Annotated in this window: 19 protein-coding genes and 2 tRNA genes; 9 read left to right on the forward strand and 12 right to left on the reverse strand. The window is 70.5% G+C overall.

The genetic code is table 11. From position 1 onward, the window contains the following. The 3 genes from AC07NG_RS15325 to AC07NG_RS15335 all read right to left on the reverse strand — a co-directional run. Positions 1-76: hypothetical protein (locus AC07NG_RS15325; RefSeq protein WP_334349513.1), on the reverse strand; the 76-nt coding region annotated here is incomplete at its 3' end. 55 nt (positions 77-131) lie between these two features. Continuing rightward, positions 132-205, reverse strand: a tRNA-Gly gene (locus tag AC07NG_RS15330). 105 nt (positions 206-310) lie between these two features. Beyond that, positions 311-394, reverse strand: a tRNA-Tyr gene (locus AC07NG_RS15335). A gap of 173 nt (positions 395-567) precedes the next feature. Between AC07NG_RS15335 and rlmB the strand changes: the two genes are divergently transcribed. From rlmB to AC07NG_RS15355, 4 genes are all read left to right on the forward strand, one after another. Then, positions 568-1,404 carry a 23S rRNA (guanosine(2251)-2'-O)-methyltransferase RlmB gene (gene rlmB / locus AC07NG_RS15340; RefSeq protein ID WP_492857010.1) on the forward strand — a complete coding sequence of 279 codons (837 nt, stop codon included), beginning with the start codon at positions 568-570 and terminating at the stop codon, positions 1,402-1,404. A gap of 102 nt (positions 1,405-1,506) precedes the next feature. Then, positions 1,507-3,204 carry a stalk-specific protein StpX gene (gene stpX, locus AC07NG_RS15345; RefSeq protein ID WP_494594915.1) on the forward strand — a complete coding sequence of 566 codons (1,698 nt, stop codon included), beginning with the start codon at positions 1,507-1,509 and terminating at the stop codon, positions 3,202-3,204. A 124-nt stretch (positions 3,205-3,328) separates the two neighbouring features. Beyond that, positions 3,329-4,060, forward strand: coding sequence for a TerC family protein (locus AC07NG_RS15350; protein ID WP_487291039.1), 732 nt, complete (start codon positions 3,329-3,331; stop codon positions 4,058-4,060). Between the two features lie 4 nt (positions 4,061-4,064). Continuing rightward, positions 4,065-4,448 carry a DUF423 domain-containing protein gene (locus AC07NG_RS15355; RefSeq protein WP_494594917.1) on the forward strand — a complete coding sequence of 128 codons (384 nt, stop codon included), beginning with the start codon at positions 4,065-4,067 and terminating at the stop codon, positions 4,446-4,448. Here the strand turns inward: AC07NG_RS15355 and AC07NG_RS15360 are convergent. Continuing rightward, positions 4,445-4,702 carry a hypothetical protein gene (locus AC07NG_RS15360; RefSeq protein WP_494594918.1) on the reverse strand — a complete coding sequence of 86 codons (258 nt, stop codon included), beginning with the start codon at positions 4,700-4,702 and terminating at the stop codon, positions 4,445-4,447. The two genes, AC07NG_RS15355 and AC07NG_RS15360, sit on opposite strands and share 4 nt — an antisense overlap. Then, the gene (locus AC07NG_RS15365) at positions 4,699-5,916 is read right to left on the reverse strand and encodes a multidrug effflux MFS transporter (RefSeq protein ID WP_494594920.1); all 1,218 of its coding nucleotides are present in this window, start codon (positions 5,914-5,916) and stop codon (positions 4,699-4,701) included. Before AC07NG_RS15365 ends, AC07NG_RS15360 begins: the two co-directional genes overlap by 4 nt. A gap of 107 nt (positions 5,917-6,023) precedes the next feature. On the opposite strand from AC07NG_RS15365, the gene AC07NG_RS15370 reads away from it, so the two are divergent. From AC07NG_RS15370 to AC07NG_RS15380, 3 genes are all read left to right on the forward strand, one after another. Beyond that, positions 6,024-6,998 carry an alpha/beta fold hydrolase gene (locus tag AC07NG_RS15370; RefSeq protein WP_494594921.1) on the forward strand — a complete coding sequence of 325 codons (975 nt, stop codon included), beginning with the start codon at positions 6,024-6,026 and terminating at the stop codon, positions 6,996-6,998. A gap of 246 nt (positions 6,999-7,244) precedes the next feature. After that, positions 7,245-7,979, forward strand: coding sequence for a hypothetical protein (locus tag AC07NG_RS15375; protein ID WP_494594923.1), 735 nt, complete (start codon positions 7,245-7,247; stop codon positions 7,977-7,979). A 20-nt stretch (positions 7,980-7,999) separates the two neighbouring features. Continuing rightward, positions 8,000-10,279 (forward strand): tol-pal system YbgF family protein, encoded by a 2,280-nt coding sequence (locus AC07NG_RS15380; protein ID WP_494594924.1) that lies wholly within the window; start codon positions 8,000-8,002, stop codon positions 10,277-10,279. 7 nt (positions 10,280-10,286) lie between these two features. Here the strand turns inward: AC07NG_RS15380 and AC07NG_RS15385 are convergent, their stop codons facing one another. Genes AC07NG_RS15385 through AC07NG_RS15395 form a run of 3 tightly spaced genes read right to left on the reverse strand, consistent with a single transcriptional unit; the run spans position 10,287 to position 11,261 of the window. Continuing rightward, positions 10,287-10,721, reverse strand: a complete 435-nt coding sequence (locus AC07NG_RS15385; RefSeq protein WP_494594926.1) for a hypothetical protein — start codon at positions 10,719-10,721, stop codon at positions 10,287-10,289. After that, complete coding sequence (locus tag AC07NG_RS15390) at positions 10,721-10,936, reverse strand: hypothetical protein (protein ID WP_494594927.1); 216 nt, start codon at positions 10,934-10,936, stop codon at positions 10,721-10,723. The genes AC07NG_RS15385 and AC07NG_RS15390 overlap by 1 nt, the downstream gene beginning before the upstream one ends. 10 nt (positions 10,937-10,946) lie before the next feature. Continuing rightward, the gene (locus AC07NG_RS15395; RefSeq protein WP_487291031.1) at positions 10,947-11,261 is read right to left on the reverse strand and encodes an ArsR/SmtB family transcription factor; all 315 of its coding nucleotides are present in this window, start codon (positions 11,259-11,261) and stop codon (positions 10,947-10,949) included. A 98-nt stretch (positions 11,262-11,359) separates the two neighbouring features. On the opposite strand from AC07NG_RS15395, the gene AC07NG_RS15400 reads away from it, so the two are divergent. Together AC07NG_RS15400 and AC07NG_RS15405 are read left to right on the forward strand one after the other, a co-directional pair. Beyond that, positions 11,360-13,570, forward strand: coding sequence for a S9 family peptidase (locus AC07NG_RS15400; protein ID WP_494594929.1), 2,211 nt, complete (start codon positions 11,360-11,362; stop codon positions 13,568-13,570). 55 nt (positions 13,571-13,625) lie between these two features. Further along, complete coding sequence (locus tag AC07NG_RS15405) at positions 13,626-15,254, forward strand: amidase (RefSeq protein ID WP_494594931.1); 1,629 nt, start codon at positions 13,626-13,628, stop codon at positions 15,252-15,254. Positions 15,255-15,625: 371 nt separating this feature from the next. Here AC07NG_RS15405 and AC07NG_RS15410 read toward each other — a convergent pair whose 3' ends face one another. From AC07NG_RS15410 to AC07NG_RS15425, 4 genes are read right to left on the reverse strand one after another with little or no spacing between them, the layout of a single operon-like run. Next, positions 15,626-15,775 carry a hypothetical protein gene (locus AC07NG_RS15410; RefSeq protein WP_494594933.1) on the reverse strand — a complete coding sequence of 50 codons (150 nt, stop codon included), beginning with the start codon at positions 15,773-15,775 and terminating at the stop codon, positions 15,626-15,628. Further along, positions 15,769-16,269, reverse strand: a complete 501-nt coding sequence (locus tag AC07NG_RS15415; RefSeq protein ID WP_494594934.1) for a hypothetical protein — start codon at positions 16,267-16,269, stop codon at positions 15,769-15,771. Before AC07NG_RS15415 ends, AC07NG_RS15410 begins: the two co-directional genes overlap by 7 nt. Next, positions 16,266-17,666 (reverse strand): hypothetical protein, encoded by a 1,401-nt coding sequence (locus AC07NG_RS15420; protein WP_494594935.1) that lies wholly within the window; start codon positions 17,664-17,666, stop codon positions 16,266-16,268. The genes AC07NG_RS15415 and AC07NG_RS15420 overlap by 4 nt, the downstream gene beginning before the upstream one ends. Continuing rightward, positions 17,663-19,243 (reverse strand): tetratricopeptide repeat protein, encoded by a 1,581-nt coding sequence (locus AC07NG_RS15425; protein ID WP_492856997.1) that lies wholly within the window; start codon positions 19,241-19,243, stop codon positions 17,663-17,665. The genes AC07NG_RS15420 and AC07NG_RS15425 overlap by 4 nt, the downstream gene beginning before the upstream one ends. Positions 19,244-19,536: the final 293 nt, after the last annotated feature.

A 19,536-nucleotide genomic window follows, 5' to 3' on the forward strand; every position in this document is an offset into this window, starting at 1 on the left:
TCTTGCCATGGTCAACGTGACCGATGGTGCCGATGTTGCAGTGCGGCTTATTACGTTCGAACTTTTCCTTGGCCATCGTCTCTACCTTCGCGCCGGCGGCTGATTGTTACGGGTATCACTTCGGGGGGAGCTGGAGCGGGTAGCGGGAATCGAACCCGCATCCTCAGCTTGGAAGGCTGCTGCACTACCATTGTGCTATACCCGCCCTGTAGGACCAAGAATGGGCCTAGCTGGCAGCGGGGTCGCGATCGGCTCCCGTCTCTTGGCTCGGGGGCCTCGCCCACCTTCCGGTCGTTCAGTTCATCGCGCGTGGTGGGGGAAGAAGGACTCGAACCTTCGAAGCTTTCGCAGCGGATTTACAGTCCGCCCCCTTTGCCGCTCGGGACATTCCCCCACGGCGCGATGTGAACTCCGGAAGAGGCGGCCGTATCTTCGATCTTGGCGGCCGTGTCAAACGGCTGCTGTGGATCGAGGAACAAAAGCTCTTTGAGCAGGTTCGGACGGTGCTAAGCAGCGCCGGACCGGCTCGCGGAACCTCGTGGCCCCCAAATCGGAGCGCGTCTTATAGTGTCCTCTCATTCTGAACGCAACGACCGTGGAAGGCCAAAAGCGCCAGAACGTGAAAATCGCGGCAAGCCTCAGAAAAACAAGCACTTTTCCAAGCCTCACAGCGACGAAAAGGACTGGATCTGGGGGAATCACGCGGTCGAGGCGGCGCTTTCGAACCCCGCCAGACCCGCGCCGAAGCGCCTTCTGGTCACCCCGGACCGCGCCAAGCGACTCGCGCCGAATCTCCAGCGCCACCCCGCCCTGCAGGTGATGGAGGCGCAAGATATCGCCCGCCAGCTGCCCCAGGGCGCCGTGCACCAGGGAATCGCCATGAAGGTGGACGAGCCCGAGCCGCTGTCGCTGGCCGAACTGGGCACGCCGGCCAAGGGCGTGATCGTCATGCTCGACCAGATCACCGACCCGCAGAACGTCGGCGCCATCTTCCGCTCGGCCGCCGCCTTCGGGGTGAAGGGCGCGGTGCTGCAGGACCGCCACGCCCCCGTGCTGTCCGGCGTGCTGGCCAAGACCGCCGTCGGGGCGGTGGACAAGGTGCCCTACGCGCGCGTGGTCAATCTTTCTCGGGCGCTCGAGGAACTGGCCGACCTGGGCTGGCGGGCCGTGGCCCTGGCCGGCGAGGCCGAGGAGAGCCTGGAAGCGGTGCTCGACGGCGGTCCGACCGTGCTGGTGCTCGGTTCGGAGGGCGAAGGCGTGCGGCGCCTGGTTGCCGAACATTGCGACGCGATGGGAAAAATCCCCATGCCCGGCGGCTTCGAGAGCCTGAATGTGTCCGCCGCGGCGGCGATCGCGCTCTATGAAACGTCCAGAGTTCGCGCCACGGGGGAAATCGGTTCGTAAAATACGATTAACCGTTTTGATTTCGTCGCAACGACGTGTTTTCCTCGCGGGCGATTGGCTTCGCGAGCCTTCAAGTACGACAGCTCGCGAGGGATCATAGGCATGGGATCGGGGGACCCGATGTTGCAGGTGAAGTTCAGGACGGCGGCTCTTGCCTCGTCCGCGGTGTTGGCGCTGGCCCTGACGGGCTGCGGCGCGCGGGAGCCGGCCGACACGCCGCCGACCGCCGCCAGCGAACCGGCGCCCGCGCCGGCGCAGAAGCCGGAGCTGCTGGGGGCAGCTCCGAGCGAAGCGCCGCCGTCGGAAGGCCTGCTGGGCGGCCCGGTCGCCCAGCCGCAGCCGGTGGCCGTCACCAGCAGCGATTCGCGTATCAAGACCTGGCGCCGCGCCGACGGCACCCTGGTCACGGCCATGCGGCCGATCGCCAATCCGCGCGGCTCGGGCAAGGTCGAGACGCGTCCGCACGCCAAGCCCCAAGCTACGGCAAAGCCGCACCATGCGCGCACCACCACCGTGGCCGCCGCGCGTCCCGCGCCGGTCGCGGTCGCCAAGCCGGCTCCTAAGCCCGCCGTGGTCGCCGCCAAGCCTGCGCCGAAGCCGGCCGTGGTCGCCGCGAAACCCGCGCCGAAGCCGGCTCCGGTGGTCGCCAAGGCGCCGCCGCCCGTGCAGGTCGCCAAGCCCGAGGTCCTGAAGCCCGCCGCTCCGCCCGCCAAGCCGACGGTCGTGGCCAAGGCTCCGGTGGTTCCGCCGGTCGTCGCGCCGGTCGCGGCTCCGGCCGCCGTCAAGCTGCCGCCGAAGGTCGAGAAGCTGCAGGCCGCCGTCGCGCCCGCCGCCACCAGCGGCGCGGTGCTGGCCACGGCCGAGAGCCTGAAGACCGGCAAGGAAGGCCAGGTCACCCTGTCGCTGCCCGCGACCCTGGGCGACCTGATCAAGGAACAGGCCGCCAAGTTCGGCCTGGGCAAGCCGGCCAAGAAGGTCAGCGCCTACGCCGACCTGGAAGGCCAGGGCTACGAGATCACCCCGAACGGCCGCCAGACCGCGACCGTCAAGCCGGGCGAGCCGACCACCTTCGCCTGGCAGGTCAAGCCGACGCCCGACGCCAAGGGTCAGCTGACCACGCAGTTCGGCGCGTCGCTGGACGGCGGCAAGGCGCCCCAGCCCTTCTCGCTGGGCGCGATCACCAAGCAGGTGGCCGCGGTTCCGGAGAAGGTCGAGGCGGCCGCCAAGGGCTTCAAGCTGCCGGCCTTCCTCGACCAGCAGGTCGAGGTGCCGGGCATCGGCAAGGTGCCGGGCAAGTCGCTGCTGGGCGCTGGCCTGCTGCTGCTGGCCCTGATCATCATCGTCGCCATCTCGCGCAACGCCGCCAAGGCCAAGGCCCAGGCCGAGCGTCGCCGCAAGTTCCGCACCCTGACCGACTACGGCCGCAACGAGGCCGAGTTCGACACGCCCAAGGCGCAGGACGTGGCCTATGTGAACCCGATGGTGGCCGCCGCCGGCGGCGCCGTGGCGGGCGCGGCGGCCGTGGCCGCCTTCAACCACCACGAGGAAGCCAAGGCCGAAGCGGTCGCCGAGCACGAGCCCTTCCCGGCTCCGGCCGACGACAGCCCGCAGGTGCAGCACGTCAGCGACGTCAGCCACGCCGAGCCGGTCGCCCACGCCGAGCCTCATGACGATCACGGCCACGCCGAGGATCATCATGAACCGGCCGCCGAGCACCACGATGGCCACGGGGACGACCACAAGGCCGACCATCACGAAGCGGCGGATCACCACCACCGCGAACCGGAACCGGTCCACTAAGATCGAGGGCCCGTCCAGCAGGACGGGCCCTTTTTCGTTCGCTCCCGTGCAGGGCGCGCCTCGATCGCCGTCCATGCCGCCTTGAGCGCTTGCCAGGGCGCGCCGCCTGCCCCATTGAGACCGCATGCTCGACGCGCTCTTTTCCTCCGCTAGCGGCCCGCTGACGGCCTTCCTGCAAGTCCTGATGATCGACCTGGTCCTGGCCGGCGACAACGCCGTGGCCGTGGGCCTGGCGGCGGGCGGCCTGCCGGTCAAGGACCGCAAGAAGGTCATCCTCTACGGCCTGGGCGCGGCCGTGGTGCTGCGCATCGGTTTCGCTTTGATCACCACCTGGCTGCTGGGCGTGGTGGGCCTGCTGCTGGCCGGCGGCTTCCTGCTGCTGTGGGTGTGCTGGAAGATGTGGCGCGAGCTGCGCGAGCAGGCCGCCCAGGACGCAGCCGACGCCGCGGCCATGCTCGATTCCGACCCGAACACCGAACCCCAGGCCCGGGCGCCCAAGAGCTTCAAGAGCGCCTTCCTGCAGGTGCTGATCGCCGACGTCTCGATGTCGCTGGACAACGTGCTGGCCGTGGCCGGCGCGGCCCGCGAGCATCCGGCCATCCTGGTGTTCGGCCTGCTGCTGTCGATCGCCCTGATGGGCCTGGCCGCCAACGCCATCGCCAAGCTGCTGCACAAGCACCGCTGGATCGGCTTCATCGGCCTGGCCATCGTGCTCTACGTCTCGCTGCACATGATCTGGGAAGGCCACCGCAGCGTCGTCATGGACCTGCACAAGACCGAGCAATACAACGCCGCCGCCCCGAACGTGATCGACATCAAGCCCGACGAAGTGGCCCAGCACGAGAAGCACCGCTAACCCGATGGCCAGGATCTGGACGCCCAGGACGTACCTGCCGCTGGCCGCGCTGAGCGGTTTCGTCTCGGTGGCCGTCGGGGCCTTCGCCGCCCACGGCGTGCACGAGGCCCGGCCCGTCGAGCTGCTGAAGACCGGCGCGCTCTACGAGATGACCCACGCGCTGGCGGTGTTCGCCGCCTTCGCCGTGGCGCGGGCGGCGGGGCGTTCAGGGGGCCTCACGGCCGGCCTCTTCCTGTTCGGATCGCTGGTGTTCTCGGGCACGCTCTACGCCCTGGCCTTCGGCGGGCCGAGGATCCTGGGCGCGATCACCCCGATCGGCGGCGTGGCCTTCCTGGCCGGCTGGCTGGTCCTGGCCTGGACCGCGCGCAAGGTCGGCGACGAGGGCTAGTAGCGCAGTAGCGCGACGTCCACGGCGTCGCTTCCCATGGCCTCTACGAAGGCCGTCCTGACGGCCGCCTTCAGGTCGGCCGAGGACTCGGCCTCGGGATCCATCTCGTCCGCGATCAGAACCAGGACGGCGAACCGATCCGCGTCGATGATCCCCTGCGGGGGCAGCAGATCTTCGACGTGCAGCGGCGTTCCACACAGCCCCAACTGCACGCAGAGCTTTTCCATCAGCGCCGGATAACCGATGGGCGTCATCGCGGCGCGGCCTTCTTCGGAACCGCCAGCAGGAAGATAGCCAGGGCCGAGCCGACCAGGCAGGCGAACATCACCGCCGCCACCGGGCGCGGGGTGCCGTCGTGCAGCATGCCGCCGGCCCAGGAGGCCACGGCGCCGGCCGCGAACGAGACCCCGCCCATCAGGGCCGAGATCGAGCCCGCCCGGCGCGGATCGACGCTGAGCGCGCCGGCCATGGTGTTGCCCGACATCAGGCCGTAGGTCGACAGGGCCAGGAACAGCACCGGCAGCACGGTCCACTCGCCGCCCAGGCCCGTCCACGAAAAGAAGGTCAGCACCAGGGCCAGGACCACCGAGGCGGCGCTGGCGCGCATCAGCACCTGGTCGGGCTTGAAGCGGCGCAGCAGGAAGCGGTTGACCTGGCTGGCCCCGATGATGCCGACGGCGTTGAGCGCGAAGACGATGTTGAACACCAGGGCCGAGTGGCCGTAGGTGCCCATGACGAGGTCGGGCGCGGTCGAGATGTAGGTGAACAGCACCGAGCCGTTCAGCGCCCCGGCCAGGCCGTAGCCCAGCAGGCGCTTTTCCCGCAGCAGCAGGCCGAAGGCGCGCAAGGGGTTCTCGGCGCGGGCCTGGGCGGCGGTCTCTTCCGAGCGCGACTCCTTGAGGCCCAGGGCCACCCAGACGCCGATCGCCAGGCCGAAGGCAGCCATCACCCCGAACACCCAGCGCCAGCCGGCCACGGCGTCGATCGCCCCGCCCAGCTGCGGCGCCAGCACGGGGGCGAGACCCATGATCAGGGTCATCAGCGACAGCACCCGCGCGGTCTCGGCATGGTCGAAGCGGTCGCGCACCACCGCCCGGGCCACCACCGCCCCGGCGCAGCCGCCCAGGGCCTGGACGAAGCGCGCGCCCAGCAGCACCTCGATGTTGGGGGCCAGGGCGCAGGTCAGGGAGGCGACGGTGTAGATGCCCACGCCCAGCAGGATCGGCGCGCGCCGGCCCAGGCGGTCGGAGGCCGGACCGTAGACGAACTGGCCCAGCGCCATGCCCGCGAAGAAGGCCGCCAGGGTCAGCTGGGTCTGCTCGGCGCCGACGTGCAGGCTGCGGCCGATGGCCGGCAGGCTGGACAGGTACATGTCGATCGACATCGGCGCGAAGGCCGTCAGCGCCCCCAGCAGCAGGACGAGCCGCCAGGGCGTGGCGGGCGGGGAAGCGGGAGGAGCCGAAGTCATCCCGGCCTTCTACTCCCGTCTGCCGCTACGGAAAGCCCTTATCGGTCTTGCGAGGCTGCTTCCCCGCCCGCAATCTGACCGCAGATAACATAACAAGGGAGACGCTCATGGCCGCCCATTGGCCGCAGCCGCGGTTCGCGCAGATCAACGGCGTTCGGATGGCCTATTACGAGGCCGGCCCGCGAACGGGCGTCCCCATCGTCTTCTCCCACGGCTTTCCGGAGCTGGCCTACAGCTGGCGCCACCAGGTCGCCGCGCTGGCCGAAGCCGGCCACTGGGTGATCGCCCCGGACCAGCGCGGCTACGGCCTGACCGACAAGCCCGCCGCCGTCACCGACTACGACATGGCCCACCTGACCGGCGACCTGGTCGGCCTGCTGGATCACCTGGGCGTCGAGAAGGCGATCTTCTGCGGCCACGACTGGGGCGGCATCATCGTCTGGGCCATGCCGCTGCTGCATCCGGACCGGGTGGCCGGGATCATCGGGCTGAACACCCCGTTCGTGCCGCGCCTGCCCATCGATCCCATCGAGATGTTCAAGGCGGCCTATGGCGAGGACATGTACATCGTCCACTTCCAGACGCCCGGCGCGGCCGACGCCCTGTTCGCCAAGGACGTCGACAAGACCATCCGCTTCTTCATGCGCCTGCCCGGCGACGGCGTGGTCGGCTTCTCGTCGCGCCCCGCCGAGCGGCGCTCGCTGGCCCTGCAACTGGCCCTGGAGCACTTCGACCCGGCCGGCGACGACAAGCAGTTCCTGACGGACGCCGAGCGGGCGGTCTATGTGGAGGCCTTCGAGAAGGGCGGCTTCACCGGGCCGATCAACTGGTACCGCAACTTCACCCGCAACTGGGAGCGCTCCGAGCCCCTGCCCCGCCGCATCGATGGCGTCCCCTGCCTGATGATCATGGCCGAGCACGACGTGGTGCTGCCGCCGTCGCTCGCCGACCGGATGGGCGAGCAGATCTCGGACCTGGAGAAGGTGCTGGTCGAAGGCAGCGGCCACTGGACCCAGCAGGAGAAGCCGGCGGAAGTGAACGCGGCGATCCTGGGGTGGCTGGAGCGGCGGTTTCCCGGTTAAGGGGGCGTTGGCGTCCGCTGGGCCACGCGGTACTCGCTTTTTCACCGAGCATCCCCGCGAAGGCGGGGACCCAAGCTGGCTCTCGCGATGAGGCGCGGCCGTGGATCAGCGGACTCGGCTTGGGTCCCCGCCTTCGCGGGGATGCTCGGATTAAAGTAGGGCGACCCCTCCCCCTCGCCACACGACGGCGACCGCCAGGGTTGCTAGCCTGACCTCCTTCCCCGGATTCGCCTGAAGGAACCGCCGTTGCGCGCAGCCGTCGTCCTGGCCGCTCTGATCGCGCTGGCCGGCTGTGAGCCGTCGGGACGGCCGCCCTCGACCCTCGTCGTCTGGGCCTGGGAGCGGCCGGAGGATCTGCGCTTCCTGGGCGATCGGGCCGAGGTGGCGGTGCAGACCGGCTTCGTCGAGTTGTCGGGCGATGCGGTGGAGGCGCGGGGACGGCGGTTTCCGCTGAAGGTCAGCCGGCCGCCGACCACCGCCCTGGTGCACGTGCAGATCGACCCCGACCGTCCCCTGGCGTGGACGCCCGCGCTGCGCGCCCGGACGTCCGCGGCGATCCTGCACTACGCCGCCGCGATCCCCGCCCGCCGGGTGCAGGTCGACTTCGAGGTGCGCGCCTCGCAGCGTCAGGTGCTGCTGGACGTGCTGGCCGACGTGCGGGCCGGACTGCCACCGGGAACCCTGCTGTCGATGACCGCCCTGGCCTCGTGGTGCGATACGGAGACCTGGCTGGAGCAGGCCCCGGTGGACGAGATCGCACCCATGCTGTTCCGCATGACCCAGGGCGGCGAGCCGCTGCGCCGGCGCCTGGCGAAAGGGCGCGATTTTCGCAACCCGAAGTGTCGCCAAGCTCTGGCGGTCTCCACCGACACGCCTATAGTTCGAGCGCCTCCCGGACGCCGCGTCTATCTCTTCGCCCCCCACAGCTGGAGCGAAGCCGACTTCGAGACGGCGCGACGGCAGGTTGGGGGATGGCGGTGAAGCGGCGTGTTGGGGCGGTCTTGGCCGCCGCGGTTTTCGTGGGCGCTCTGGGGGGCGTTCTGGCGGGCCAGGCCCACGGCTCGGGCTATGACGAGGACGTTCCCTGGTATCTGGATCCGCGCGGCGGCGACGCCCGCGACCTCCAGCGGCTGTATGCCGGCCAGCAGGGCGTGGTCATGGCCCGCGCGCCCCGGCCGATGCTGTTCCTGAACTGGCGGCTGCTGCACGGACTGAAGGTCGGTCCCCAGGCCGGCGCGGCGCTGTCGGACGACTGCTGCACCCCGCCGCCGGTGTTCTACGACGACAAGGGCGGCGTCTATGGCTGGCAGCGGGCGCGCGAGACCCTGCCCGGCGTCAAGTCCGAGCTGTCGTACCTGAGCGTCGAGCGCGACATCGGCAACTACCAGACCCGGCAGAACTGCTTCCGCGAGGCCTTCGACACGGCCATCGTCACCCTGCGCGACCGGACCAGGCGCTATGGCGCCTCGTCGCCCGCCGTGCGGGCCTGGCTGGACGGGCAGGACTCGGTGTTCGCCGCCTGCGGCCAGGCCGGGGTCGAGATGCCGCCGATGCTGGCCGACCAGCCCGGCTGGCTGCGCGCGGACCGGGCCTACCAGTCGGCGGCCCTGGCCCTCTACAACGGCTTCCACAACGCCGCGGCCGAGCGCTTCGGCGACATCGCCCGCGATCCCAACTCGCCCTGGCGGCCGATGGGCCTCTATCTGAAGGTCCGGGCCTTGCAGCGCGAGGCCCTGGCCAAGCCGAGCCCCGCCAGCTTCGCCCGCTCGCGCGCGGCCATCGCCGAACTGGCCGCCGCGCCGGACGGGACCTTCGGCAAGGGCGAGACCCGGGGCATGCTGCGCGCCCTGGCCTATCGCGACCAGCCGGGCCAGACCCTGGCCGATCTCGACCGCGACCTGAACCGGCAGGCGCCCTACCCGCAGATCGCCGTCGACCTGCGCGACTACCTGACGCTCGGCGCCAAGGCGTCGTCCCGGCCCGACGCGGTCGACTGGATCGAGACCCTGAAGGCGCTCGAGCCCGCCGCCCCGCTGGCCCACGCGCGCGAACGCTGGACCAAGACGCGCGACGTCGCCTGGCTGCTGGCGGCCCTGGCCCTGGTCTCGCCCGACGATCCGGCCGCCAAGGCGCTGGCCGCCGACGCCGAGAAGGTTCCGGCCGGCCCGGCCTGGCTGAGCGCGCAGTATCACCTGGTGCGGCTGACCATCGCGCAGGCCCCGCCGGCCGCGACCCGCGCCCGCCTCGACGCGATCCTGGCCCGCAAGGACCTGTCCGGCAGCGATCGCGCCCTGTTCGCCGCCGAGCGCCTGCAGGTCGCCTCCAGCCTCGCCGATTTCACAAATCACGCTACGCGCCGCCGCCTCTGCCTGGGCGACGCCGAGGCCTGCGCGCATGACGGCGCTGTCCCCTCGCGCGGCCAGGCCGACGGCTACAACGCCGAGATGATCGCCCCGCTGGCCTGGTCCGTCGGCTTTGGCGAGGAAGCCCGGGCGATCATCGACCGCCTGCCGCAGGAGCAGCGGATCGCGCTGTCGCGCAATCCCGCCCTGCCGGCCCATCTGCGCCTGGACGTGGCCCTGACCAGTTTCGCGCGGGCGGTGCAGCTGCAGGACGACGCGGCGATCGACGCCCTGGCGCGGGACCTGGCCAAGACGCTGCCCCAGCTGAAGACCGACTGGGCGCGGATCGCCGCCACCCCGCCGGGCGAAGCCAAGCGGTTCGCCGAGTTCTTCGTGCTGGCCAAGATCCCCGGCCTGCGGACCGACCTCATCGACTACATCCGCCCCACCGGCTCGCTCGCCAATTTCAGCGGCTCGTGGCCCCGCTGGATCATCGTGCCACGCGACCAGCGGCCAGCGACGGCCGCTCCGCCGAAGCTGGTCCGCTACCAGTACACCGGCGTCATCTACGGCGATCGGGACGACGAGCAGCGCTTCGGCGACCTGACCTGCCTTGGCCAGTGCGGCGCGGGCGCCTTCCCGCTGCGGCTGCCGCAGTTCGCCGCCGCCGGCCAGCCGACGGCCCTGGCCGAGCGTCGCGCCTTCCTCCCCGACAACGTGGCCGAACCGCCCAAGGGCTCGCTGAACGTCTGGGAAGAAGTGCTGGCCTACGCCCGCGCCCATCCGGAGGATCCGCGCTCGCCCGAGGCGCTCTACTGGCTGATCCGCGTCACCCGCTGGGGTCCCAACGAGGACGACATGAGCGGCCGCGCCTTCCGCCTGCTGCACGCCCGCTATCCGAAGTCGAGCTGGGCCAAGCGGTCGCCCTATCACTACTGAGCGACGCTCAGCGCCAGCGGTCGCCAGGGCCCGCGAAGAAGGTCGCGGCCAGATGCCGCCAGGGGATCACGATCGGGAAGACCACGACGAGCAGGCAGGCGAAGGCGGTGGCGGCGGTGTCTTCGTCCATCCCGCCGCTGGCCCACTTGGGGGCGGCGACGACGGCCAGCCAGATCGCCTTCCAGGCCATCTCGAACATCAGCAGCGGCAGCATGCGCAAGGGATGGCGCAGGCCCAGGATCGCCAGCAGCGACAGCGCCCCCAGCATGCACTGGACGACGCCCTCCATCAGCTCCCAGCCGGCGTGGCGCAGGACGATGCCCGGCCAGACCTGGATGCCCAGACCGACGATCAGCAGCAGATAGGCGCAGCGCAGGGCGTTGAGCCGCCAGGCGGGCAGGTCCGTCCCGTGGCTCGGGATCGAAGGCGCGAGGGCGACCATCACTCGACGTCCTTGAGGATCTTCTCGATGGCGCTCAGGCGGACCTTGATCTCGTCCAGGCCGTCGAGCACCGCCTGCTGGGCGGCGCCGCCCTGGTGAGCGGCCTTCGCTTGGGCTTGGGCCTGGGCCGCGCGGGACCAGTAGCGCATGGCGAAGATGATCAGGACGGTCGCCAGCGGCAGGCAGATCGTCAGCAGATAGATGTGCGCTTGCATGCAAGCCCCCTTATTTTTCGGGTTTCTCGGACAGCGTCGCGGCGGCGGCCGCGACGGTCTCGGGCGTGAGTTCGAGGCGGAAGTCGACGACCTCGAAATAGTTCAAGGCCTTGCCGTCGGCCGACAGCTCCAGCTGGCTCCTGACCAGGCCCGCGTCCTCGAGCTTGTTCAGGTGCAGGTGCAGCAGCGGCCGGCTGATGCCGATCTCGCGCGCCAGGCGGCTGACATAGTTGCGCCCGCCGACCTTCAGCGCCGCGAGGATGCGGAGCCGATGGGGGTTGTCGAGCGCCGACAGGATCGCCGCCAGCTCGTCGCCCGAGATCATGCTGCAAGTCCGTATTTCATATGTCAGTTATTTCTGACACATGAAACAGAGTCAAGCGGGGTTTGCCAACGGCGCCGCTCGGCACTAGCGTCCGCGCCATGATCCGTCCCTCGCTCCTGGCCCTGTCGGCCTGTCTCGCCCTGGCCCATCCCGTGATGGCCGAAAAACTCACCCCCGAGCGCCTGTTCGCCGATCCCGACATCAACGGCCCGACGGCCAAGGGCGTGGCCCTGTCGCCGGACGGCAAGCGGGTGACCTATCTGAAGGCCAAGGCCGAGGCCGCCAACGTCCAGGACCTGTGGGCGGTCGACGTGGCCGGCGGCGAGCCCTATCGCCTGATCGACGCCAACGCCCTGTCGTCGGGCGACAAGGAACTGTCGGAGGCCGAGAAGGCCCGCCGCGAGCGCGCCCGGGTGCTGGCCCGCGGCGTCGTCGAATACAGCTGGGACAGCGAGGGCCGCTTCGTGCTCGTGCCGCTGGACGGCGACCTCTATGTGGACAGCGTCGCCGACGGCAAGGTGCGCCGCCTGACCCAGACGGCCGGCGACGAGGTCGACGCCAAGGTCTCGCCCAAGGGCCAGTTCGTCTCCTACGTCCGCGACCAGAACCTCTATGTGCGCCCGCTGGCCGGCGGCGACGAGACGGCGGTGACGAGCGAGGGCAAGGACGCCGTCTCGTTCGGCGTGGCCGAGTTCATCGCCCAGGAGGAGATGAACCGCGACACCGGCTACTGGTGGTCGCCCGACGAGACCCGGATCGCCTACACCCGCGTCGACGAGAGCGGCGTCGACATCGTGCCGCGCGCCGACATCGGCCCGACGGGCGCGACCGTGGTCGAGCAGCGCTATCCGCGCTCGGGCCGCCCGAACGCCGTGGTCGAGCTGTTCGTCAAGGACCTGGCCTCGGGCAAGGTCGTGCAGATCGACCTTGGTCCGAACAAGGACATCTACCTGGCCCGCGTGGCCTGGTCGAAGGACGGCAAGACCCTCTACGTCCAGCGCCAGAGCCGCGACCAGAAGACCCTGGAGCTGATCGCGTATGACCCTGCAAAGGGTGCGGGCAAGACCATCCTGACCGAGACCGATCCGCACTGGATCGAGCTGCACGACGACTTCCGCGCCCTGAAGGACGGCAGCTTCCTGTGGTCGTCGGAGAAGTCGGGCAACAACCACCTCTATCACTACGCCGCCGACGGCAAACTGCTGGCCCAGGTGACCAAGGGCGACTGGCCGGTCGACAAGGTCGAGGCGGTCGACGAGAAGCGCGGCCTGGTGTTCTTCGGCGCCTCGATCGACACCCCGATCGAGCGCCGGCTCTATTCGGTGTCGTACGTCAAGCCCGCGGCCCCGGTCGCCATGACCCCGGCCGGCGGCTGGTGGACCGCCAAGGTCGCCGCCACCGGCGCTTTCGTCGGCTCCTACTCCGATCCCAAGACCCCGCCGCAGACCGCGCTCTACGACCCGGCCGGCAAGCGCGTGCGCTGGATCGAGGAGAACAAGCTGGGCGCCGGCCACCCCTACGCACCCTATGCCGAGAGCCACATCGTGCCGGAGTTCGGCACGCTGAAGGCCAGCGACGGCCAGGTGCTGCACTATTCGCTGCTGAAGCCGGCCGACTTCGATGCGGCCAAGAAGTACCCGGTGATCGTCTCGGTCTATGGCGGCCCGCACGCCCAGCGCGTGACCAGGAGCTGGAGCGTCAACGACGAGGCCTTCCCCAACGCCGGCTACGTGGTGTTCAAGCTGGACAACCGCGGCTCGGCCAACCGCTCGGCGGCGTTCAAGACGGCGCTGGATCGCCGGATGGGCACGGTCGAGGTCGAGGACCAGTTCGCCGGCGCGGCCTTCCTGAAGACCCTGCCCTACGTCGATCCCGATCGCCTGGGGGTGATGGGCTGGTCGTACGGCGGCTTCATGACCCTGATGATGCTGACCGCCGAGGGCACGCCCTTCACGGCCGGCGTCGCGGGCGCCCCGCCCACCGAGTGGGGCCTCTACGACACCCACTACACCGAGCAGTTCATGGGCAAGCCGGACGAGAACAAGGCCGGTTATGCGCAGTCCGACGTGCTGAACCGCATCGACCACCTCAAGCCGGGCAGCCTGATGTTGATCCACGGCATGGCCGACGACAACGTGATCTTCGAGAACAGCACCCGCGTGCTGGCGGCCTTGCAGAAGAAGGGGATCGCCTTCGAGACCATGCTCTATCCCGGCGAGCGCCACAGCGTGATCCGCAGCCGGGCTAAGGGCCTGCACGTCATGAAGACGCACCTCGACTTCTTCGACCGCAAGCTCAAGGGCGAGTAATCGAAACGAGCGGCCCCGGTTCTCGCCGGGGCCGTTTTCGCATGGAGGGTGGAGCGTGAAGCGTCTGTTGCTGCTCGGCGGGGCCGTCCTGCTGCTGGCCGTTCCGGCCCATGCCGCCCCGCAGGCCAAGCCGGGCGCGCAGGCCGAATTGCCCGCCACCCAGTCCGAAGCCGCCCAGGACGACATGTATGCGGTCGGCTTCATCGGTCCGCAGTCGGATCTGGTCGAGGAACAGGCCCAACAGACCGCCGGCGAATTCTCCGCCGAGGACTCCGTGAAAGGCTGGCTGTCGGTGCAGCACGCCATCGGTTCCGAGGTCAACGCCGTCCTGGCGTTCAATCCCGACGCCCTGGAGATCGCCCGCGCCCTCGACGCCGAGCGCAGAGCCGGCAAGGTGCGCGGCCCGCTCCACGGCCTGCCGATCCTGATCAAGGACAACATCGAGACCCTCGATCCGATAGCCACCACCGCCGGCTCGCTGGCGCTGAAGGACAATGTCACCGGCCGCGACGCGCCCCTGGTCGCCCGGCTGCGGGCGGCGGGCATGGTGGTGCTGGGCAAGGCCAACCTGTCGGAATGGGCCAATATCCGCTCGTCGCGCTCGACCAGCGGCTGGAGCGCGGTCGGCGGCTTCACCCGCAATCCCTACGCCCTGGACCGCAGCCCCTGCGGCTCGTCCAGCGGCTCGGCGGCGGCGGTGGCGGCGGGGCTGGCGCCGGCCGCGATCGGCACCGAGACCGACGGTTCGATCACCTGCCCCGCCGCCATGAACGGCCTGGTCGGCCTCAAGCCCACCGTGGGCCTCGTTTCGCGCACCCATGTCGTGCCGATCAGCCACAGCCAGGACACCGCCGGCCCGATGACCCTGACGGTGCGCGACGCGGCCCTGCTGCTGACGGCGCTGGCCGGCTCCGATCCCGCCGATCCGGCCACGGCGCAGGCCGACGCCCGCAAGAGCGACTACGCCGCCACGCTGTCGAAGGATGCGCTGAAGGGCGTCACCCTGGCGGTGGCGCGGTTCTATGCCGGCGGCTCGCCGCAGACCGACGCGGTGTTCGAGCAGGCGCTGGAAGATCTGAAAGCCCAGGGCGCGACCCTGGTCGAGGTGGCGACCTTCGACGAGGACCCGATCGGCCGGGCCGAGGGGGTGGTGCTCTACACCGAGTTCAAGGCCGACATCGCCGCCTATCTGGCCTCGACCGACCCGGCGAAGGTCAAGCCGCGCACCCTGGCCGACCTGATCGCCTTCAACGCCGCGACGCCGGCCGAGACCCACTGGTTCGGCCAGGAGACCTTCGAGAAGGCGCAAGCGTCCAAGGGACTCGACGATCCGGACTACCTGAAGGCCAGGGCCGACGCCAAGCGGCTGGCCGGTCCCGAAGGCATCGACAGGATCCTGAAGGAGACCGGCGCGGTCGCGATCATCGCCCCGACCACCGGCCCGGCCTGGACCATCGATCCAGTCAACGGCGACCACTACGGCGGCTCGGCCACCACCCTGCCCGCCGTCGCCGGCTATCCGCACCTGACCGTGCCCATGGGCCAGGTCGAGGGCCTGCCCGTGGGCCTGTCGTTCATCGGCCCGGCCTGGAGCGAGGCGCGGCTGCTGAGCCTGGGCTATGCGTACGAACAGGCGACGCTGCGGCGGAAGCCGCCGGCGTTGAAGGAGACGGTGGGGCCGTAGGCTTGACCCCTCTCTCTTTGAGAGAGGGAGGGGCCCGCCGCGAAGCGGTGGGAGGGTGAGAGGTTACACTCTCTCCGGATGAGGCGCGGACCTGACGAAGCCCTTCAAAGCTCAAAGCCAAATCCATCGTCATCCCGGAAAGCGCGCAGCGCTTATCCGGGACCCAGGGGACTGGACTGGGCGGCTCGATCAAGCGTCCCAGCGGTCGCCGGGGCATTGCGGCGGCCCCTGGGTCCCGGCTCTACGCGCTTCGGCCGGGATGACGGCATGGGGAAGTTGGGGTTTTCCTGCCAGCGGTGAAACCTCTCACCCTCCCACGCCTTCGGCGCGGGCCCCTCCCTCTCTCTATGAGAGAGGGGTCGCACGGCGCGTCACACCTTCGGGCGGATCACGTCGATCGGCGGCGGGGGCGGCGTTACTTCGGAGGACCGGGGCGGCGGGGGCGGGCTGTGGCCGTGCGGGGTGGCGCAGGCGGTCAGCAGGGCGGCGGCCAGACCCAGCAGCGCGAGACGCTTCAGCATCCGCGGGTTCCGGGGAAGAGGCCAAGGCCGGCGCGGAAGCAGCGGTGTTCGCCGCGCGGATCCCAGTATTCGGTCGAGCCGTCGGTGCGCTTGATGGCCCAGCGCTCGCCGGTCTGGCCGTCGCGGCCGACCACGGCGATGTCGCCCGGGCCGCGCGAGGTGACCGCATAGCCGTCGCCGGTGAGGGCGTCGGAAGCGCAGGACTCCGTCACGCCCGGCTTGGACAGGTCGCCGCGCAGGCCGGCCGACGAGCCGGTGCGCTGGTTGTAGGCCGAGACCTCGGTGCCGCCCTGGCCGCTGACGAACACCTGGGTGCCGGTGGCGCGGTCATAGGTCATGACGTCGGGCGCCTGGCCTGTCAGGGGCGCGCCGCAGGGACCGCCGCGGCCGGCGGGACGCTTGGCGGCGACGGGACCGGGACCCGGCTGGGCCTGGGCGAGGCCGGCGGCGGCCATGGTGAGCGCCAGGGCGCCGATGGCGAGCGTGCGGATCATCGCGGAGCTCCTTGAGGGGCCGGAACCGGACCGCCGGCGGCGGCCGAGGCGTCGTAGGGATCGGCGGGACCGCCGGCCAGGGCGGCGGGCGCGGGACCGGCCAGGGTGGCGACGGCGCTGGTCGGCCAATAGCTGTCGTAGTCCTGGCGGGCGCGGTCGCGCGGCGTGCGGAACAGTTCCGGCGCCTCGAACCACGGACGGCAGGTCAGGGCGCCGTCGAAATAGCCGGTGATCAGGGCCTCGCAGCCGCCCGGGCGGGCGAAGACGCGGTTGTCGCGGGCGCGGATCTGGGCGCCGCTGTCGGCGAACAGCCCCGCGCGCATCACGCCGGCGATGGCGTTGTCTGAGGCGAAGACCACGCCCGAGGCGGCGTAGATGCCGACGTCGGCGGCTTCCAGCTGGCCGTCCAGCACGCGCAGGTCGGCGCCTTCCAGCACCACCGCCCAGTCGCTGTCGCGGACCACGGGGCGCTGCAGGGTGGTCTCGCCGCCGCTGATGTAGATGCCGCGCGAGAAGCCGTCGGTCGACAGGCCGTCGATCTGCACCAGTTGATCCCGGTTGACGCCGGTCAGCACGAAGCCGGCCGAGCCGCGCACGCGCGACGAGCCCGTCCAGTCGCCCAGGCGCACCACGCGGACGTCACGCAGGCGGCTGTCGCGGCCGGTCTCGACGGCCATGCCGATGGCGGTGGCGGCGACATCGACGTCCTGGGCCTGAAGGCCGCCCGACAGCTTGACCACCGGGGCGCGGGTGCGGCCGACGAAGGCGGTCTGGTAGAGCTCCACCCGGCTGTCGGCGACGTCGATGGCCGAGCCCTCGCCGTCGTAGCGCACGACCACGCCCTTGAGGGCCAGCTCGGTGGCACGGCCGACGATGCACGAGGCCGTCCCGCCCCGCGTCGATTCCAGGCCGAGGTTCTCGAGCACCACATAGGCCACGCCCGGGGCGATCCGGATGCAGGGCTGGTCGGCCGGGGCCATCAGAATCGGCCGGGCGCGCGATGGGCTGTAGTCGCGGGCGACGATGTGCACCGCGCGGGTGACGTTCAGCGTCTCGACGCAGGCCCCGCCGTTGCGCGAGATCAAGGTGAGGGTGTCGCCGTCGTAGAGGCGCGAGAGCACGTCGCTGACCTCGCCCGGATAGGCGACGTCGCAGTCGACGCTGGTGCGGTAACGCTCATAGGGGCGCGAGGGATAGTAGGGCCGGCGCGGCGGCTTGCGCTTGGGGACATAGCCCTTGCAGCCGTGCGACAGGGCCGGCTGGATCAGCAGGCCGAAACACGGGCGGATCTGCTGATCGACCTTGGCGTCCGGCGAGGCCAGGGCGGCTTGCGGCGCGCCGACGGCGGCCAGGCTGAGAGCGACGAGTCCCGCCGCGAACAGGCGAAGGCGTCTCATCGATAGTCCCTTTCAGCGTTCGACGGGCCGGGAGCGTTCGCGGGGCCGGCATAGGGCCTGGCCTCGTACGGCCTGGGCCGCTCGCCCGGCGCGCGGGGCGGGCGCGAGACCTGGGCCAGCAGCTGCTGCAGGCGCCAGACCGACGGCTTGAAGCCGGCCAGGGCGCCGTCCAGCTGGTAGACCACCGCCTTGGCGCGGTCCTGGTCGGCCACGCCCTGCAGGCCCAGCGAGAAGAAGGTCGACATGGCGTACTTGGCCTCGGGCGAGCCCTGGCGTTCGGCCTCCTCGTACCAGTGGTAGGCGCGGGCGTAGTCGCGCGGAACGCCGACGCCCTCAGAGTACATCACCGCCAGGACGAGCTGGGCCTTGGACGAGCCGTTGACGGCCGCGTACTGCACCGCCCTCACCTTCTCGATCGGAGTCAGGCGGCCGGTGGTCGGGCGGCCGATCGAGGCCTGGAAGGTCTGGGCGTCGCCCGACGCCAGCAGCCGCTCGTCGAGCAGCGGCGCGGGGATGATCCGCAGATAGGCCAGGGCCTCGCCGATATGGACGAAGGGCAGCTCGTGCAGGCGGGCCAGGGCCGCCTCGCGAGCTTCGCCCGACGGATCGCTCTCGTCGGAATGGGGCACGCCGGAGTCCGGGGAGTCGGCCGGATAGAACTCGTAGGGCGGGATCCAGCGCTTGGCCTTGCCCTCGACGAAGCCGCCGTAGGAGGCCCGCTGCGGCGAGGAGCGCTCGAAGTCCTTGAGCATGACGTAGGCCGAGACATCGCCGGTCTGCACCGCCAGGTAGTTGTAGAGATAGGCGTCGACGTCGTTGCGGCGGAAGAGATCGAGCGCGGCCGGCGCGCCGACATGCTTGCGGTCGCCATAGGCCTCGACGGCCTGGAGGTTGTCGGACGGCTCGCCATAGGGGCCGAAATAGCCGTCGTGCATGCGCGCCAGGGCGCGGAAGCCGTCGGCCCCCTGCGTCGACAGGATGTAGATCACCCGGTTGCGGACCTGCTCGCGCTCCTCGGTCGACATCCGCGACAGCTGGCGGTCGAGGGCGCCGTAGGCGGCGTGGCGCTCATAGGCGCGGCAGTCGTCGAAACGCGACAGGGCCTTGCCCGGCTTGCCGCGCGGCTCGTAGGCGGCGATCGGGGCGTAGCCTGCCGGATTGGCCAGGGCCATGGCGTACCAGGTGGCCGCCTCGACCGGATCGTCGAGGTTCTTGTCGACGGCCCGCTGGCCTTCGTAGCGGCGGGCCAGCTCCAGCTGGGCGAAGAAGTCGCCGCGGAAGCCGCCCTGGCGCAGGTTGCGGATCTCGATCTGCTGCTGGTTGAACTGGCCCGAGACGCCCTGGGCCGCCTGCGGCCGCGGGCAGGCGCCGGCGCGCTTGGCGAACAGCTGGTTGGCCGAGAAATCGCAGCCGAACAGCGGCATGGCGACCAGGGTCGCGGCGGCCACGCCGAGCGGCAGGCGACGGGTCGGCCCAAGGCGCGTCCACGGCCGGGTAGTCATCCACGACCGCGCGGCTCGCCCCAGGTGAAGCCCCCGATCGAGGAGGGTCGAAACAGCGTCGCTGGCCTCGTGCATCGCTCCCCTCCAGCCCCGCCGTTAACCATAGATCGGAGTCACTCATGAGCCGTCGGCGACGACGCTGTCAAGCTCGCCAGACCGCCGTTCGACCACTGTCGGTCGCCATGCCTTAATTGGAACGTGGAACAGGCGCGTTGCCCGGCTAATTCCGTGTAATCACACGATTTTCGCCTGTCAGGGGATCGTCATTTTTCGCGTGTGGGGCGAGTTTGCGAGGCGCGGTCGCCCGGGCGATTCTCGCGGTTCGAGACCCCTCTCTCATGGAGAGAGGGAGGGGCCCGCCGCGGAGC

Source organism: Caulobacter sp. GW821-FHT10C03 (genome assembly GCF_059415485.1).

Excerpts from the sequence above, each read along its gene's own strand:
- AC07NG_RS15385 (WP_494594926.1), bottom strand. The coding sequence starts at position 10,721 with ATGGTCGCCCTCGCGCCTTCGATCCCGAGCCACGGGACGGACCTGCCC.
- AC07NG_RS15355 (WP_494594917.1), top strand. The coding sequence starts at position 4,065 with ATGGCCAGGATCTGGACGCCCAGGACGTACCTGCCGCTGGCCGCGCTG.
- AC07NG_RS15400 (WP_494594929.1), top strand. The coding sequence starts at position 11,360 with ATGATCCGTCCCTCGCTCCTGGCCCTGTCGGCCTGTCTCGCCCTGGCC.
- AC07NG_RS15360 (WP_494594918.1), bottom strand. The coding sequence starts at position 4,702 with ATGACGCCCATCGGTTATCCGGCGCTGATGGAAAAGCTCTGCGTGCAG.
- AC07NG_RS15425 (WP_492856997.1), bottom strand. The coding sequence starts at position 19,243 with ATGCACGAGGCCAGCGACGCTGTTTCGACCCTCCTCGATCGGGGGCTT.
- AC07NG_RS15370 (WP_494594921.1), top strand. The coding sequence starts at position 6,024 with ATGGCCGCCCATTGGCCGCAGCCGCGGTTCGCGCAGATCAACGGCGTT.
- AC07NG_RS15395 (WP_487291031.1), bottom strand. The coding sequence starts at position 11,261 with ATGATCTCGGGCGACGAGCTGGCGGCGATCCTGTCGGCGCTCGACAAC.
- AC07NG_RS15350 (WP_487291039.1), top strand. The coding sequence starts at position 3,329 with ATGCTCGACGCGCTCTTTTCCTCCGCTAGCGGCCCGCTGACGGCCTTC.
- AC07NG_RS15390 (WP_494594927.1), bottom strand. The coding sequence starts at position 10,936 with ATGCAAGCGCACATCTATCTGCTGACGATCTGCCTGCCGCTGGCGACC.
- AC07NG_RS15410 (WP_494594933.1), bottom strand. The coding sequence starts at position 15,775 with ATGCTGAAGCGTCTCGCGCTGCTGGGTCTGGCCGCCGCCCTGCTGACC.
- AC07NG_RS15365 (WP_494594920.1), bottom strand. The coding sequence starts at position 5,916 with ATGACTTCGGCTCCTCCCGCTTCCCCGCCCGCCACGCCCTGGCGGCTC.
- AC07NG_RS15420 (WP_494594935.1), bottom strand. The coding sequence starts at position 17,666 with ATGAGACGCCTTCGCCTGTTCGCGGCGGGACTCGTCGCTCTCAGCCTG.
- stpX (WP_494594915.1), top strand. The coding sequence starts at position 1,507 with ATGGGATCGGGGGACCCGATGTTGCAGGTGAAGTTCAGGACGGCGGCT.
- AC07NG_RS15415 (WP_494594934.1), bottom strand. The coding sequence starts at position 16,269 with ATGATCCGCACGCTCGCCATCGGCGCCCTGGCGCTCACCATGGCCGCC.